This is a genomic window from Methylobacterium sp. WL1, assembly GCF_008000895.1.
Classification (GTDB): Bacteria; Pseudomonadota; Alphaproteobacteria; order Rhizobiales; family Beijerinckiaceae; genus Methylobacterium.
Map to the genome: position 1 here is coordinate 1,866,614 of NZ_CP042823.1, position 15,937 is coordinate 1,882,550.

Genomic DNA, 15,937 nt, shown 5'->3' on the forward strand with positions numbered 1-15,937 from the left:
TCGGGTACGTGAATTAGGCTGGTGCCGTTCCAGCTAGGAAACGCTTACGAAGAAAGTGGCGTAGCCGTCCGCGTGGACACGATCCAGATGCGCTCGATAGGCTGCGTAAGTCGCCTCATGCGGAGCGATGCGGCCGTAACGGAGTTCAGCCGCAACGCGCTCCGGCAGCAGGGCGAGCGGGGCAGCAGCGGGCGTGAGCTGCATGCCGCGGCCCGCGTGCAGCGTGGTGAGAATCCCGTACATCTCGCCTCGAATATTGGGACGGCCTAGCACCGCGAGACGATGCTGCCCGTGCCAGTTGGTCGTTAAGTATACCATGCCTGATTGGCTGGGAACGGCGACACTGCCGGACTGTGCGAACGGCGCATCGATCCGCTCGGCCTCACGGAATACCAAGCGCGCGCTGTCCGTGTCCCAGGCAATCTCGGTTCGGTAGGCGAAAATCACTCCCGCCGTCTCGAACGAGGGGCGTAGGGTGAGGTAACAGCCCTCCAGCCAAGACACACCCTGACGCGCGTAGGCCCCGAGTTCGTCGGGGGCGTGACGGGGCAGTTCCGGAACCGGTGTCTGCCCCGCCGGCTGCCGCAGGGATTGGCCCAACGCCTCCTCCAGCCGGATCGTGGTTGCCAGGGTGAACGGCCGGCGGCCGGCGAGCGCTTTCTCCAGGGTCGAGATGCTGATCCGGGCCTCATCGGCCAGCGTCTGCCGAGAAATGCGTCGGCGGGCCAGCGCCTCGCGCACATTCTGGGCGATGGCGCGGCTCTGCGCTGCGGACAGTTCAACTTCGTTCACGGACAAGGCTCGCGCAGGCTCGATCCGTACAGATCCGCATGAAACCGCACATTTGCGCAAGCGCGGCCAAGCTGGCCAGCCACGCCGACCCATCAGGAACGCCCTGCCTCCGACGCCAACTCGGTCTCGACGATCAGCCGCAGCGGACCGGCCTGCAGAGCCTCCAGGGGCCAGCAGGTGACGAGGTCGAGATGCCGTCCCGGGGCGTGTGGGTCGATGCCCGAGGCGTCCCAGCGCGCAACCCGCGTGCCGGTGACGCGGAAGCGCAAGGTTCGGCCGTCCCGGCCCGTCACCGTGACCGAATCGCCGGGGCCGATCTGCCCCAGTCCCGCGAACTGCGTGTCGCGGTGCGCGGCGAAGACCGCAGTACCGGGTTCGCCGGCCTCCGGGGTGCCGTCCAGATGGCCGGGGCCGAAGGCCAGGGCCTGCCCGCTCCCGCCCCGCAGGACCACGAAGCTGCGGCCCGCGACGGTGAGCCGGGCGATCGGCTCGGTGTCGGCCCAGGGCCATGGCTTGGCGGGCTGCCGCCCGGCCAGGCTGCGGACGAAGGCACGCTCCAGCAGCACCTGCGCCAGAATGGCCTTGACGGGTATCCAGGCGGCCTGCGCTGTCAGCGCGAGGCCCGCAAGGGTGAGGAGGGTCGCGAGGGCTCTCCCCCGCCCGGGTCCGAGATGACGGCGCATCATATTTCCCCGGTCCGCCGGCCGCCGGACCGATGACCGGCGCCCAGCAGGAGGCCCAGAAGAGCGAGGAGAAGGCCCAGGCTAAGCTCCGCCAGGATACCGGCCCCCGTCTGCGGCAAGTCAACGGCCGCGCCATCGGCACTGATCGGCACGATTCGGGCCGCCTTTTCGTCGGCTGGCGCGTCGTCGGGCCGGTCCGTGCCGAACACACTGGCGAAGTCCCAGCCCGCCGGCAGGTTCAGCGGCAGGTCGGCGGCGACGAGGGGCGTGCCCGGCGCCCGGCGCGGGGTGGCGTCGATGGCTACGAGAGCAGTCAGCCGCGTCGTCAGGCCGTGCTCCAGGGCGAGGGCCAGGATGGTGGCGTCGGCCGCGTCCGCGCCGAGTCGCCCGGTCAGGCGCGTTGTCTCGGTCTCGCCGATCCGGGAGCGCGCCCAAACCTTGGAGATGCCGGCGCCCGCGTCCGCCTCGGCGAGCGGCAGCGTCCGGCTCCAGGTCCGGCCGCCCACCCGGCCCGCGACGGTCACGGTCCCCTCGGCAGTCCTCGGCAGCCGCGCGGCGAAGACCAGAGGCTCGCCGCGGTACAGGTCGGGCAGCGCACCCGGCGTGACCTCGACGCCCGGAACCGAGAAGGTCGCGGTCAGGTCGGTGACGGCGGGAGATTCAAGCTTCTCGTAGAGTGCGCGGGTCCGTTCGCCGACCTGCGCGAGGTCGCGGATCTCGGTAAAGCTGCCGCGTCCGATCCCGGCGGCGTGGCGCATCAGGTGGCCGTTGGGCGCCGAGCCGATGCCGACCATGAACAGGCGCGAGCGCCCAAGATTCGCGTGGATCGCCGCGAAGATCTGCTCCTCGTCACCGACGGCTCCGTCGGTGAGGAACACGACTTGGCGCACGCGCCCGTCCTCCGCATGGGGATCGGCCAGGGCGGCCTTGAGTGGCGCCAGCATCTCGGTGCCGCCGCGAGCCTCCAAGGCGGCGACGAAGCGTTCGGCCCCTGCCAGGGCATCCGGCGTCGCCGGCACGGGTACGGGATGCAGCGCGTCCCAGGTGTCGTCGAAGCGGATGACGTTGAAGCGGTCCTGCGAGGTCAGGCGCCCGAGGCCGGCCAGCAGCCCGGCCTTAGCCTGCCGCATCGAGGCGCCGGACATCGAGCCGGAATTGTCGATGACGAATATGACGTCGCGCGCCGGCCGGGAGGCCGTGTCGGCCTCGATCGCGGGCGGGTTCACGGCGGCCAGCAGGTAAGTCCGGCCGGCGACGGTCTCGCGGAACAGGCCGAGGCCGGGCATCCGGCCCGGGACCGGCGCCCAGGTCAGCTCGAGGTCACGGTCGGCCGGCGCGACGCCGTTGGCCAGGGTGATGGTCCGGGCCTCCGGGCTGGTCTCTGTCACGCTGATCGCGTGGGTCGCGCTGCGAACGGCTCCGACGGCGAAACCCGCCCGAAGCCGAACCGTGACGGCGACGGGGTTGGTCGATCGGGAGATCGACGGGTCGAGCACCGGCGGGCTGATCCGGGCGCGATCCGGAACCGGGTCGCGGGCCGCCTCGACCACGCCGTCGAGGGAGACTGCCGCCACCGAGGCAGGGGTGGGATTGTAGCGGGGCGCGACCACCAGGGGCAGGCGCAGCATCCGCGTCTCGCCGGAGACGGGGATCGTCTGCTGATAGGTGATCTGGACAAGCACCGTCTCGCCGGGGCCGATATTGGCGACCGCGTTGGTGAAGATGTTGGGCCGCTCCTGCGTGGTCAGGGCTGCCGACTGCCCCGCCGCCCGCGCGGCCTCGTAGGCGCGCTTGGCCGCCGCCCGCTCGCGAATGTCGGCGACGATCACGCGGGAGCCGACGACGAGCTTCATGCCATCCACGGCGGCGTCCTCCGGCAGGGGATACACGTAGGTGCCCTCGACCCAGTTCGTACTCGTGTTGCGGAAGGCTTGGGTGACGACGGTCCGGGCGGTCGGGCCGCTGACATCGACGCCGATGTCGGTCGCGAGCTGGACGGCCTCGACCTGCGCGGTGCCGGCCGACCCGCGCAGCGTCAGGCCGCCCCGGCGCGGTCCGGGCGCCGCCTGAGCCGAGGCGAGCATGACGAGGAGCGCCAGCAGCGCGAGGAAGAGCGGCGACAGCGTGGCGATGTGCCTGGGCTCGGCTGCGGATCGTGGAGTGAAGAACGGCATCGGGGAAGTCTCCTGCGCCGGCTGATCGAGGCCGGCTCGCCGCTGAAGCTCCCGCGCCCGCCCCTCTGCCACCACCAGAAACTTCGCTCTTTTCCGGGCTGGAGCCGCACCCGCTCGCCGCGACCGGACGGATCTGTGCGGGGCCGGTGCGGCTCTGTCCGCCCCGCGGTGCCGGCTGCCGACCAGACGCTGCGCGGCGCCAACATCACGGTCTCCTGGCCGAATGCCGGCCGTGCTCATCTTCTCCGGGCGGTACGGCCATTCCCGCGAAGGCGTTCTGTGGCACTTCGCGGCCCCGCCAAGTGGTTGAACCCCGGGAGGTCGAAGGGACCCGAGTCGGCTGACGAACGGGCTACGCGGCGACCGAAGCGCTGTAGCTCGCCGTAGCTGCAGCAGCCGCTCTCCTGCCAGGTTTTCTGTGTCCCGACCCGACTCGTTGCAGAAAGCCCGAAGGCCCGCTCCAGGCACTTGATGAGAGCCGCGATCGAAACGGGTGGATGTCCACTGGTCCTCCTTCGGGCGGTGGTGCCTGAAAGAGGACGTCGCGGCCCTCCCCTCACGACATGCAGCAGCCCCTCATGGAAGCTTCGCCGACTGGCCGCTACTTGCCCAAAAAGCTTCTGGTGTCCGAGCGGCCGACGCATGTGATAAAGTCGGGATCGAGCCGGCGACCAATCGGCGTCGCAACCGGCCTCGTCTACTTTGCTCGGCTCGATCGCAGGCGGGCGACCTCGCTCGGTCCGATTTCGAGGTAGAACCGGATCGCATCGTCGATCAGAGCGTCGGGCGTAACACCCGCCGCCTTCGCGGCCTGAGCGACCTGGAGGCCGAGCGCCAGATCGACGCGCAGGGCGGCGCCTTGGCTCGGCGACGCTGGTGCGGCCGCAGGGGCAGGTATGGGCGCAGCACTGTTCCGCGACTCGAGCTTGCCGAGCTTCGCTTCGCGACGGCCCCGGTGGACGAGAGCGTCTGCGCGCTCATTAAGACGGTCGCCGGCATGCCCCCGGACCCAGGTCCATTTCACGTCGCGCGCCGCGTTCAGTTCGTCGAGGCGCTTCATGAGGTCGACGTTCTTCACGTCACCCGTCGTCGTGCGCCAGCCCTTCGCCTTCCAACCGCGCATCCACTCGGTCACCGATTTGACGACGTACTGGCTGTCGCACCGCATCTCGATCGCGGCCCCGGCCGGGAAATGCTCAAGACCCTTGATCGCCGCCGTCAGCTCCATGCGGTTGTTGGTCGTTGTGCCGGGCTCTCCGCCGCACAGCTCGACCGTGCCGTCCGGAGCGGCGACGACGACCCCCCAACCGCCTGGCCCGGGGTTAGGGTCGCAACCGCCATCGGCATAAACGATCGTTCGCATCGTAGCATCAGTCCTTCCGTATTGGGTGGTCGATCGCAGACTACCATCGCTTCGAGGCGCGCCGATGGCTGTCCAATCGCAGCGTTGTTCATTGCCGCGATACGGTTGAAGCGAAATTCATAGCAGTGGATGTCAGGGTATGAGTTGGGGCAGCGCCCATGCCGGATACTGATATTATAAAATAGCACAACGTTTATTCGTCTATATCTTATCGTTCAATCGCTAAATAAGCATTATGATGAGTTTCGGATATTTTTGTCGACTGATGTTTGGGGGTAGACCAAGATTTTAGCTGAAAAATTTCTTTTCTGTCAATATTTAAGAACCCAGTGTCTGATCCGTGCGAGCCGATACCCCCAGATTGCGATGATTGACCGATCGATTGTCACCTGAACGCAGCCCACCGGCATCCGGTTGGCACTTGGAAAGTCATGTCTTCAAGTGTCAGGCGCGTTCGCCCTGCCCTCGACAGCGCGAAGATTTGTGCATCCGGCGCACTCAAAAGCGGCAGACGGCCGCTTGCGTATGATCGGAAAATTTCTCAAAAACGCAACGGAAGAGAATTTTTGATCGGTTGAGACGCCGTGGCCCTACAATCTGAGGACGCGTCTGTAACACACCGCATCGCGAAGGCTTTCCCGGCGCTCAGCGCGGCCCATCGGCAGGTCGCACGATTCGTCCTGGATCATCCGTTGAAGGTGGCTACCCTGCCGGCGAACGAGCTTGCCGACCTCGTCGGCGTCTCCGTCGCCACGGCTAACCGGTTCGCCCGCGCCGTCGGCTACGAGGGCTATGCGAAGTTCCGCGCTGCCCTGGTCCTCAGTTACGAAAAGGCCCTGGCACCGGTCGAGAAGCTGCGCGTCGGCCGGGATCAGCCTGCGACCGTCCCTGAAATCCTCGACGGGGCCCTCGCCGACATCATCCGCAACATCGAAGCGACCCGGCGGACGCTCGACGGCGCGACGTGTACCCAAGCGGTCCAGGCGATCCATCAGGCCCGGAGGGTGTACGTCGTAGGTTTGGGCAGCAGCAGCTGGCCGGCCGGGATCCTCGCGCGCAACCTCGACGTCAACCGCGAGGACGTCCATCTGCTGGCGACGCTGGAAGGCCCCGGCTTCGCCGCGCGGACCCTGCGCCGACTGACCCCCGATGACCTCGTCGTCGTCCTCGCCACGCCGCGATACTTCGCCGATACGGTGAGGCTGGCCCAGATCGCCCGGAGGCACGGGGCCACGGTGCTGGCGCTGACCGACGGGCCGCATTCCCCCCTCGTCGCGACCGCCACCCTCGCGCTCTACGCGCAGACCGACTGCCATTACTTCGCTGCCTCGGATGCCAGCCTGACAGCGCTCGTGGAGGCCTTGGCAAGCGCCTTCGCGTTCGCCGCCGGGGACCTCGTCCCGGCCGCGACGCGGGTCACGGAAGCGGTGCTGCCCTGGCTCGATCGCGACTATGCCGCTTGGCCGCCCCAGGGTGGAGCCGACGACCTGTCAGAGACCCCGCAATCCGGAGCTGCCTCATGAGCGACCGCCGCCCCGTTCTCGTGATCCACGGTGGTGCTGGGACGATCGCGCAGGGCCAGGCAGATGCTGGCGCGGCACACTATCACGCGGCCCTCGCCGGCATCCTGGCGGCTGGAGCGGACTGCCTCGCGCGCGGTGGCAGCGCCCTCGATGTCGTGGGCCTCGCCGTCGACCTCTTGGAAGAGTGTCCGCTCTTCAACGCGGGCCACGGCGCCGTCTTCACCAGCGCCGGCACGCACGAGCTCGACGCCGCCGTCATGGACGGCGCCACGCTGCGCGCGGGCGCCGTCGCGAGTGTCACGCGGGTGCGCCGGCCCGGTCGGGCGGCCCGGGCCGTGATGGATGGGGGCGAGCACGTCCTCATAGCCGGTGGCGGTGCCGATGCATTTGCTGAGGGGCGAGGCCTTGAGATGGTCGAACCGGACTTCTTCTCCACGGATGCCCGCCGCGACCAGCTCCACCGCGCCCAGGCCGCCGGAAAGGTCGCCCTCGACCATGACGTGGCGTCCGGCCCGCTCGACGAGACGCGCAAGTTCGGGACGATCGGCGCCGTTGCGCTCGACCGGAACGGCCATCTCGCTGCCATGACCTCGACCGGGGGCATGACCAACAAGCGTCCCGGCCGGGTCGGCGACTCACCCCTGATCGGCGCGGGGACCTATGCGGATGACCGGACCGCCGCCGTGTCCTGCACCGGCACGGGCGAGGCTTTCATTCGCATCGCGGCGGCGCACGACGTCTGCGCGCGCATGGCCTACGGGGGGCAAGATCTCGAGACGGCGGCCCGTGCGGTGGTCCACGAGGCCCTTGCGGCGGTCGGTGGCCGTGGCGGGCTGATCGCGGTCGACGCCCATGGGCAAGTCGCGATGCCGTTCAATACTGAGGGCATGTATCGTGGCCTTGTCCATCCGGGCGAGACGCCGGTCACGGCGATCTTCAGTGATTCCCGTCACATATCGCCCCCCTTGCGCTGAGGTCCGTCATGCTGGCCACCGCATCCGGGACCGCTTCCCATTCCGTTCTGCCGGACCGCCAAGTCGTCGCCGTCGAGGGCCTGACAGTCCGCTTCGCCACCTCCGAACGCGTCGTGGAGGCGGTCCGCGACCTATCGTTCCATGTCGACGCGGGCGAGACCTTGGCGATCGTCGGCGAGTCCGGCTCCGGTAAGTCCGTGACCTCGCTGAGCTTGATGCGTCTCGTCGAACACGGCGGCGGCCGGATCGCGGCCGGGCGGATGCCGTTTCGGCGGCGCTCGGGCGAAATCGTCGACTTGGCGGGTGCCTCGAACGCTCGGATGCGCGCGATCCGCGGCGCCGAGATCGCGATGATCTTCCAGGAACCGATGACCTCGCTGAACCCGGTCTTCACGGCTGGGGATCAGATCGCGGAGTCGATTCGCGTCCATCAAGGGAAGAGCGCGTCAACTGCTCGGGCCGAGGCGCTGCGCATGCTCGATCTCGTGCGTATCCCCGAGGCGCGCAACGTGCTCGGGCGCTATCCGCATCAGCTCTCCGGCGGGATGCGCCAACGCGTGATGATCGCCATGGCCCTGGCCTGCAAGCCCCAGTTGCTCATCGCCGACGAGCCGACCACCGCCCTCGACGTCACCATCCAAGCGCAGATCCTCGAACTTATCCGCAGCCTTCAGGCCGAGATGAAGATGGGTGTCGTCTTCATCACCCATGACATGGGCGTCGTGGCCGAGATCGCCGACCGCGTGCTGGTGATGTACCGCGGCGACAAGGTCGAGGAGGGGCCGGCCCCGGCACTCTTCGCAGACCCTCGCCACGGCTATACCCGTGCTCTCCTGGCCGCCGTCCCGCGGCTCGGAGCGATGGCAGGAAGCGATCTGCCGAAAAAATTCGATCTGCTGCGAGCCGAGCTTCCGGCGGATATGGCCCCGCCGGACGAGGCGCCGCCCCACGACACCATTCGCCCCGGCGCCGCACCGATCCTGCGGGTGCGCGACCTCGTCACCCGGTTCGACATTCGCGCCGGCCTACTCGACCGCGTTCGCCGCCGGGTCCACGCGGTCGAGCGGGTCAGCTTCGATCTCCATCCCGGAGAGACTCTCGCTCTGGTCGGCGAATCCGGGTGCGGCAAGTCGACGACGGGCCGCTCGCTCCTGCGTCTGGTCGAGAGCCAGAGTGGCCTGATCGAGTTCGATGGCGGAAACGTCCGCGACCTGCCTGCCGGACAGCTGCGCGGCCTGCGGCGGAATATCCAGTTCATCTTTCAGGACCCCTACGCGTCCCTCGACCCACGCCTGACGGTGGGCTTCTCGATCATGGAGCCGCTTCTCGTTCACCGGATCGCGACCCGCCGGGCGGCCGAAGCCCGCGGGGCTTGGCTCCTTGAGCGCGTTGGTCTCACCCCCGACCAAGCCCAGCGCTACCCGCACGAGTTCTCGGGTGGCCAGCGCCAGCGAATCGCCATCGCCCGGGCGCTCGCCCTGAACCCGAAGGTCATCGTCGCCGATGAGGCGGTGTCGGCTCTCGACGTGTCGATCCAAGCCCAGATCGTCAACCTGATGCTCGACCTCCAGCAGGAGTTCGGCCTCGCCTACCTCTTCATCAGCCACGACATGGCCGTAGTCGAGCGGATCAGCCACCGGGTCGCGGTCATGTATCTCGGTCAGATCGTCGAGATCGGCCCGCGCCGGGCGATCTTCGAGAACCCGCAGCATCCCTACACCCGCAAGCTGATGGCGGCGGTACCGGTCGCCGACCCAGCACGCCGCCACCTGCGTGCTGGCCGGCTCATGACCGACGAGATCCCGAGCCCGATCCGGTCGCTTGGCGACGAGCCGCCCGTGGCGCCCCTCGTAGCGGTCGGTCCCGGCCATTTCGTCGCCCGCCACATGGTCGGTGGCCTTGCCGCCTGACCCCGCCTCAATCCCGCCAGTAGGATCGCCCCCATGCCCCGAGGTCTGACCGTGTTCGAGCGTATGCTCCTTGCTTCCACTCTCCTGACCGTAGCGGTATCTCCCGCAACGGCGGCGGGCGATCCGATCCTGGCGATCAGCGGCCAGCCCGAGACGCTCGACCCGTACAATACAAACACGACGCTCACGACGGCCGTCACCAAGTCGTTCTACGAGGGGCTCTTCGGGTTTGATAAGGACCTCAAGGTCCGCAACGTTCTTGCCCAGAACTACGAGATGTCTCCGGACGGTCTCGTCTACACGTTCACGCTGCGCGAAGGCGTGAAATTCCACGACGGCACGGCGTTCGACGCGGCAGCGGTCAAAGCCAATCTCGACCGTGTCCTCGATCCGGAGAACCACCTCGCCCGCTTCAATCAGTTCAACCGCATCAAGATGGTCGAGGTGCTCTCGCCCGCGAGCCTGCGCATCACCCTGAAGGAGCCCTTCGGGCCGTTCATCAATTCCCTCGCCCACGCCTCGGCGGCGATCATCTCTCCGACGGCCTTGAAGAAATACGGCAAGGACATCGCCTTCCACCCGGTCGGCACCGGACCCTTCACCTTCGTGGACTGGAAGCAGACCGATTACGTCAAGGGCGCAAAGTTCGCCGCGTACTGGCAGGCCGGGCTCCCGAAGGTCGACACCGTCACCTGGAAGCCTGTCCCGGAGAACGGCACCCGCGCGGCCATGCTGCAGACGGGAGAGGCCGACTTCGCCTTCCCGCTCCCCTACGAGCAGGCTAAGATGCTTGAGACCAACAAGAAGCTGAGGGTCGAGGCGCACGCCTCGATCATCGAGAGATACCTCAGCATGAACGTGCTGCAGAAGCCGTTTGACGACCTGAGGGTGCGTCAGGCGATCAACTACGCCATCAACAAGGATGCGCTCGCCAAGGTCGCCTTCAGCGGCTACGCCTTCCCCGCGCAGGGCATCGTCCCGCAGGGCGTGCTCTATGCCCACGCTATGAATCCGTGGCCCTACGACCCCGCCAAGGCGCGCCAGCTGCTCAAGGACGCGGGCTACCCCAACGGCTTCGAGGCAAGCCTCTGGAGCGCCTACACCACGACCACCGCCCAGAAGGCGATCCAGTTCATCCAGCAGCAGCTCGGTCAGGTCGGCATCAAGGTGCAGACCCAGGCGCTTGAGCCCGGCCAGCGCACCGAGTGGGTTCAGACCGCTCCCGACCCGAAGACGGCCCGGGTCCGTCTGTACTATGCCGGTTGGTCGTCCTCGACAGGTGAGGCCGACTGGGGTCTACGGCCGCTTCTGGCGACGGAGGCCTGGCCGCCCAAGCTCAACAACACGGCCTATTACAGCAACCCTGAATTCGACTCTCTCCTGGCCAAGGCCCTGGTCTCGACCAGCGACGCGGAGAAGACCGACCTGTACGCCAAGGCCCAGGAGATCGTCATGAAGGATGCGCCCTGGGCGCCCCTCGTGACCGAGCAGAACCTCTACGCAACCTCGGCGCGGCTCTCTGGTGTCTACGTCATGCCTGACGGCAACATCGATTCCGGTGAGATCGCCGTCACGCCCTAGACGCGTCCGGCCCCGGACCCGACGCGAGGCGGCATTCAAGGCTGACCGCCTCGCGCTGCAGGCGTTCACGCATTCCTCACGAAAACCTTCGATCGCAGGCGCGAGCCTATGTTGACCTTCCTGCTCAAGCGGCTCCTCGGGCTGCTGCCCACGCTGCTGATCGTCGCGGTGCTGGTGTTCCTGTTCGTCCATCTGCTTCCGGGCGATCCGGCACGCCTGGCGGCCGGACAGGATGCCGACGCCCAGACGGTGGCGCTGGTGCGCACCGAACTCGGCCTTGACCGGTCGCTGCCCGAGCAGTTCGTCCGCTATTTCGCCCACCTCGCGCAGGGCGATTTCGGCGTCTCGATCCGCACTCGCCGCCCGGTCGCCGTCGAGATCGGCGAGCGCTTCATGCCGACGCTGCTGCTGACGCTCACCAGCATGGCCTGGGCCGTCGCCTTCGGCCTCATGATCGGCATCGTCTCCGCGGTCTACCGGAACGAGTGGCCCGACCGGTTCGGCATGACGCTCGCCGTCTCCGGCATCTCGTTCCCCGCCTTCGCGCTGGGCATCCTCCTGATGCAGATCTTCTCGGTGGAGCTCGGGTGGCTGCCCACCGTCGGTGCGGCGACGTGGTGGCACTACATCCTGCCTTCGCTGACCCTCGGCGCCGCCGTCGCCGCCGTGATGGCTCGCTTCACGCGCGCCGCCTTCATCGAGGTGATCGGCGAGGATTTCGTGCGCACGGCTCGAGCGAAGGGGCTGAAGGAGCGAAGCGTCATCGCCAAGCACTGCCTGCGCAACGCCCTGATCCCCGTCGTCACCATGATGGGCCTGCAGTTCGGTTTCCTCCTCGGCGGCTCAATCGTCGTGGAGGCGGTGTTCAACTGGCCCGGCATCGGCCGTCTGCTCGTCGATGCCGTAAATCAGCGCGACTATCCGGTGATCCAGGCCTTGGTCCTGCTGTTCTCCCTGGAGTTCATCCTGATCAATCTGGTCGTGGACGTGCTCTACGGTCTCATCAACCCGACCATTCGCTACAGCTGAGCTGGCCGTGATCGAAACCGTCGTCCCCGCCGCGATTGCATCCGTCCCCAGCGGCGTGCGCACGCCGTGGTCCGAGTTCCTGCGCAAGTTCCGGCGCCAGCGTGTCGCCGTCGCTGCGCTCGGCTTCATCGCCCTCTTGGTCGTGATCGCCGTTCTGGCTCCCTGGATCGTCCCCTACGACGCCGTCAACGACTTTGACTACGACCGGATCAACGAGGGCCCCTCGGTCGCACACTGGTTGGGCGTCGATCCCCTCGGGCGGGATATCCTTAGTCGCATCATCGAGGGTGCGCGGATCTCCCTCGCTACAGGCTTCCTTTCGGTCGCCGTCGGCGGCTTCGTCGGTACGCTTCTCGGTCTGCTGGCGGGCTACTACGGCGGCTGGTGGGACCGGCTGGTCATGCGCATGTCAGACGTCCTGTTCGCCTTCCCGGGAATCCTACTCGCCCTCGGCGTCGTGGCGATACTCGGTTCGGGGCTCGTCAACGTCGTCGTAGCCGTGTCCGTTTTCAGCGTTCCGGCCTTCGCGCGGCTCGTGCGCGGCACGACCTTGGTCCTGAAGAACACCACCTATATCGAGGCCGCGCACAGCATCGGTGCTCCCGACCGGACAATCCTCTTTCGGCACATCCTCCCGGGTACGATCTCGGGTATCGTCGTCTACTTCACGATGCGGCTGGGCACCTCGATCATCACGGCGGCGAGCCTGTCCTTCCTCGGGATGGGCGCGCAGCCGCCGACGCCCGAATGGGGGGCCATGCTGAACGAAGCCCGGGCCGACATGGTCTCGGCGCCGCACGTAGCCCTGTTCCCGAGCCTGGCGATCTTCTTCACGGTGCTCGCCTTCAACCTCCTCGGGGATGGTCTTCGGGACGCCCTTGACCCGAAGATCGATCGCCAATGACGGCGCCCGCCTCTCCTCGCCCGGCGCCGCGGGTCGGGCGCCTGCCGCGGGGCGCCCGCGACGCCATCACCGATGTGGCGGGCGTGACTGTCGGCCATTGCACGCTGGCCGACGGGGAGGTGCAGACCGGGGTGACGGTCGTCCTGCCGCACGGTGGCGATCTATACCGGGACCGGGTCCCGGCGGCCGGCGTGGTGCTCAACGGATTCGGCAAGTCCGTCGGCCTCATGCAGGTCGAGGAACTCGGTGTGCTGGAGACGCCCGTCGCCCTGACCAACACCTTCAGCGTGCCGGCGGTGGCGGCCGCCCAGATCCGGATCGCGATCACTGCCAATCCTGAGATCGGGCGCGGGTTGCCAACCGTCAACCCGCTCGTGTTCGAGTGCAACGACGGCCATCTCAACGACATCCAGCGCATGGCGGTCGAACCGGCTCATTATCGCGACGCGGTCGGCGCGGCCGGGACCACCGTGGCGGAAGGGTCGGTCGGTGCCGGGCGCGGGATGTCGAGTTTCGGGTTCAAGGGTGGCATCGGTACCGCCTCCCGGCGGATCCGCACGCCAGCGCGCGGCCGATTCACTGTGGGCACGCTCGTCTTGTCGAACTTCGGCAAGCCGTCTCAGATCCGAGTCTGCGGCAAGCCGCTTGCGCCCTACCTCAGGACCGCTTCAGAGGACGAGGTAGCAGGCGCGGAAACCCCGGAGAAGGGATCGATCATCATGATCGTCGCCACCGATGCGCCGCTCGACGCGCGCCAGTTGCGTCGGGTCGCCCGGCGCGCCGGCGCGGGCCTTGCCCGGACCGGGTCGGTGTTCGGCCACGGTAGCGGCGACATCGCTCTCGCTTTCACGACCGCCTACACCGTGCCGCACGATCCCACACGCCCAGCGCCCATGCCCGTCCTGCTTCACGACGCGGAGCTCGATCCGTTGTTCGAGGCCGCCGCCGACGGAATCGAGCAGGCGATCATCCATGCCCTGTGGCGGGCCGAGACGGTGACGGGTCGAGCCGGCCACACGCGACACGCGCTGACCGAACTTCTGCCCAGCTGGGCCGACATCCTCGGGGCCTGATTGATGTGCGACCTGATCTCGACGGACATCGAGGGCGACGCCGGCATCTACAGGCCGAACTGCTTGGCTCGGTAGGATCGGATCCGGCGATTGACCGGATTGCAGGTCTGCGGCTCGACTCACTGGAAAGCCGCGAGGATCACCTTCGGCACCTTGCAGATGTACGTGTATTTCGGATTGACCATCTGCGTGCAGCGCGCCTCGGCGATCTGTGCGAGCAGAAGGTAACCCTCCGGTTCGGGGATGTTCCACTCGTCCGCAAGCCAGTAGATCATGTCGGCGAACGCGATGCGCATCGCGTCCTCAAGCGGACGGGCGCAGCCGAGCGTGCAGATATGCGTGGGCGTCTCGATCCGCGGGTGGCCGAGCCGCGCCGGCGCGGGCACGAGGCTCACCCGCAGGGTCACGTTCGCACCGATTTCGATCGCCCCCATCCCAACCGCTTCGCCGTCGCCCTGGAGCGCGTGACAATCGCCGATGAAGAAATGCGCGCCGGCCTTCTCGACCCGCAGCATCACCATGTTGCCGGTAGTGACCTCCTGAACGTCGAGGTTGCCGCCATGCGTGCCGTTGTCGACCGTGAGGACTGCACCATGGACGGGCGCGACGCCGATGACGCCGGCCATCGGCTTCACCGGCAGCCGGAGACGGTCATTCCAGATGACATGACCGTCGTTTACATCGACGATCTTTGTCCGGATGCCCCATTCCTTGCGGCGCACCCAGTCCGGAAACATGCCGTGCCCGGGCCAGAGGGAGCTGTAGCCGCGTTGGCCCAGTTCCATGTCGAGGATTTCGACCTTCAGCATGTCGCCCGGCTTCGCGCCCGCGACTTCGATCGGCCCCGTCGCCCCATTCACGAACGGGAAGGTAACGTCGGCCTCGGTCAGGTTCTGCCCGAGTTCCTTTATGACCCCGTCACCAATGTTGATCACGCATTCAACCGTGACGATCTCGCCGGGTGCGATCGTCGCGACGAAGGGCTCGTCGCCCGAGAGGGCGTATTTGATCGTTCCTTGTTTGCTGATGCGCTGCGTCACATGGAACTCCTTTGGCGATGTCGGTGGTATCGAGGGGGCGTGGGTCAGAGATGATCCCGCCAAGGCATGAGCGCCCGTTCGGCCCGGCCGACTAGGAAAGTCAGAACGAGGGCCAGCGCGATCGTGCCGACCAGCGCGGCGAAGACCTTCGGGATCGCGTAGAGGGATCCCGCTTGGAAGATTGCGTGGCCCAGCCCCACGGACGACGACATGAACTCGCCGACGATGGCGCCGATCAGCGCGAAGCCGACAGTGAGCTTCAAGCCGGCGAAGATGTCGGCGAGGCTCGACGGCACGACGAGCTTGGTGAAGATCTGCGGCTTTCGTGCACCGAGAGTCCGCAGGAGGTTGATCTGGTCCGGGTCGACGCCGAGCGCGCCCTTGTAGGAGGTCACGAGGGCGACCACGACGACGGACAGCGTCGACATCGCGACCTTCGAGGCGAGCCCCGTGCCGAACCAGATGATGATGATCGGGGCGAGCGCGATGATCGGGATCGAGCCTACCGCAACGATGAAGGGCTGGACGACCCGCGAGACGAAGGTCGAGTACCAGAGAGAAAGACCGGCGAGCGTGCCCACGACGTTGCCGATGAGGAACCCGAGCCCCGTTTCGAGGGCGGTGACGCCCGCGTCGCGCAAGAGCGTGCCGTCGGCAAGACCCTGCCAGAGGAACCGGCCGATCGCCGAGGGCGAGCCGAACAGGAAAGACGATTGCGGGCTTTGGCGCGTCTGCCATTCCCAGGCCGCCAACAGGGCCGCGAGCAGTGTGATCTGCACGAGCAGGACGAGCGCGCCCGAGCGCAGGCGTGGGCCGTCGCGCAGCGGTGCAGATGGGACAGCCCAGCTCGTCCCGGCCTCCGTTGCCGGTCCGGTCACAGCATCCGACATT

At 67.4% G+C, this 15,937-nt stretch carries 13 protein-coding genes; 7 read left to right on the forward strand and 6 right to left on the reverse strand.

Annotated elements, in window-relative coordinates; all coding sequences use genetic code 11:
- Positions 1-33: 33 nt before the first annotated feature.
- The 4 genes from FVA80_RS09265 to rnhA all read right to left on the reverse strand — a co-directional run bounded on the left by FVA80_RS09265 (position 34) and on the right by rnhA (position 5,012).
- On the reverse strand, positions 34-792 hold the full coding sequence (locus tag FVA80_RS09265; RefSeq protein ID WP_147908954.1) for a helix-turn-helix transcriptional regulator: 759 nt from the start codon (positions 790-792) through the stop codon (positions 34-36).
- Positions 793-884: 92 nt separating this feature from the next.
- Positions 885-1,475 carry a class GN sortase gene (locus tag FVA80_RS09270; RefSeq protein WP_147908953.1) on the reverse strand — a complete coding sequence of 197 codons (591 nt, stop codon included), beginning with the start codon at positions 1,473-1,475 and terminating at the stop codon, positions 885-887.
- A complete protein-coding gene (locus FVA80_RS09275) occupies positions 1,475-3,649 on the reverse strand; it encodes a marine proteobacterial sortase target protein (protein WP_147908952.1) in 2,175 nt (724 codons plus the stop codon). The genes FVA80_RS09270 and FVA80_RS09275 overlap by 1 nt, the downstream gene beginning before the upstream one ends.
- A gap of 697 nt (positions 3,650-4,346) precedes the next feature.
- Positions 4,347-5,012 carry a ribonuclease HI gene (gene rnhA, locus FVA80_RS09280; RefSeq protein ID WP_147910381.1) on the reverse strand — a complete coding sequence of 222 codons (666 nt, stop codon included), beginning with the start codon at positions 5,010-5,012 and terminating at the stop codon, positions 4,347-4,349.
- A gap of 584 nt (positions 5,013-5,596) precedes the next feature.
- Between rnhA and FVA80_RS09285 the strand changes: the two genes are divergently transcribed.
- The 7 genes from FVA80_RS09285 (at position 5,597) to FVA80_RS09315 (ending at position 14,006) form a co-directional block, all read left to right on the forward strand.
- Entirely contained in the window at positions 5,597-6,535 is a 939-nt protein-coding gene (locus tag FVA80_RS09285; RefSeq protein WP_147910380.1) for a MurR/RpiR family transcriptional regulator, read from the forward strand.
- On the forward strand, positions 6,532-7,509 hold the full coding sequence (locus tag FVA80_RS09290; RefSeq protein ID WP_147910379.1) for an isoaspartyl peptidase/L-asparaginase: 978 nt from the start codon (positions 6,532-6,534) through the stop codon (positions 7,507-7,509). Before FVA80_RS09285 ends, FVA80_RS09290 begins: the two co-directional genes overlap by 4 nt.
- 8 nt (positions 7,510-7,517) lie before the next feature.
- Positions 7,518-9,419, forward strand: coding sequence for a dipeptide ABC transporter ATP-binding protein (locus FVA80_RS09295; RefSeq protein ID WP_147910378.1), 1,902 nt, complete (start codon positions 7,518-7,520; stop codon positions 9,417-9,419).
- A 33-nt stretch (positions 9,420-9,452) separates the two neighbouring features.
- Entirely contained in the window at positions 9,453-11,000 is a 1,548-nt protein-coding gene (gene gsiB / locus FVA80_RS09300) for a glutathione ABC transporter substrate-binding protein GsiB (protein ID WP_246692330.1), read from the forward strand.
- Between the two features lie 108 nt (positions 11,001-11,108).
- Positions 11,109-12,029 carry a glutathione ABC transporter permease GsiC gene (gene gsiC / locus FVA80_RS09305; RefSeq protein WP_147910377.1) on the forward strand — a complete coding sequence of 307 codons (921 nt, stop codon included), beginning with the start codon at positions 11,109-11,111 and terminating at the stop codon, positions 12,027-12,029.
- Positions 12,030-12,036: 7 nt separating this feature from the next.
- Complete coding sequence (gene gsiD, locus FVA80_RS09310) at positions 12,037-12,933, forward strand: glutathione ABC transporter permease GsiD (RefSeq protein WP_147910376.1); 897 nt, start codon at positions 12,037-12,039, stop codon at positions 12,931-12,933.
- Positions 12,930-14,006 carry a P1 family peptidase gene (locus tag FVA80_RS09315; RefSeq protein WP_147910375.1) on the forward strand — a complete coding sequence of 359 codons (1,077 nt, stop codon included), beginning with the start codon at positions 12,930-12,932 and terminating at the stop codon, positions 14,004-14,006. The genes gsiD and FVA80_RS09315 overlap by 4 nt, the downstream gene beginning before the upstream one ends.
- 119 nt (positions 14,007-14,125) lie before the next feature.
- Here the strand turns inward: FVA80_RS09315 and FVA80_RS09320 are convergent, their stop codons facing one another.
- Entirely contained in the window at positions 14,126-15,046 is a 921-nt protein-coding gene (locus tag FVA80_RS09320; RefSeq protein ID WP_147910374.1) for an acetamidase/formamidase family protein, read from the reverse strand.
- Positions 15,047-15,090: 44 nt separating this feature from the next.
- On the reverse strand, positions 15,091-15,936 hold the full coding sequence (locus FVA80_RS09325) for an ABC transporter permease (protein ID WP_147910373.1): 846 nt from the start codon (positions 15,934-15,936) through the stop codon (positions 15,091-15,093).
- Between the last annotated feature and the right edge of the window lies 1 nt (position 15,937).

Bases quoted from the DNA above. Each gene is read 5' to 3' on its own strand.
- FVA80_RS09270 (WP_147908953.1), bottom strand. From the start codon at position 1,475: ATGCGCCGTCATCTCGGACCCGGGCGGGGGAGAGCCCTCGCGACCCTC.
- FVA80_RS09275 (WP_147908952.1), bottom strand. From the start codon at position 3,649: ATGCCGTTCTTCACTCCACGATCCGCAGCCGAGCCCAGGCACATCGCC.
- rnhA (WP_147910381.1), bottom strand. From the start codon at position 5,012: ATGCGAACGATCGTTTATGCCGATGGCGGTTGCGACCCTAACCCCGGG.
- FVA80_RS09290 (WP_147910379.1), top strand. From the start codon at position 6,532: ATGAGCGACCGCCGCCCCGTTCTCGTGATCCACGGTGGTGCTGGGACG.
- FVA80_RS09295 (WP_147910378.1), top strand. From the start codon at position 7,518: ATGCTGGCCACCGCATCCGGGACCGCTTCCCATTCCGTTCTGCCGGAC.
- gsiB (WP_246692330.1), top strand. From the start codon at position 9,453: ATGCCCCGAGGTCTGACCGTGTTCGAGCGTATGCTCCTTGCTTCCACT.
- gsiC (WP_147910377.1), top strand. From the start codon at position 11,109: ATGTTGACCTTCCTGCTCAAGCGGCTCCTCGGGCTGCTGCCCACGCTG.
- FVA80_RS09315 (WP_147910375.1), top strand. From the start codon at position 12,930: ATGACGGCGCCCGCCTCTCCTCGCCCGGCGCCGCGGGTCGGGCGCCTG.
- FVA80_RS09325 (WP_147910373.1), bottom strand. From the start codon at position 15,936: ATGTCGGATGCTGTGACCGGACCGGCAACGGAGGCCGGGACGAGCTGG.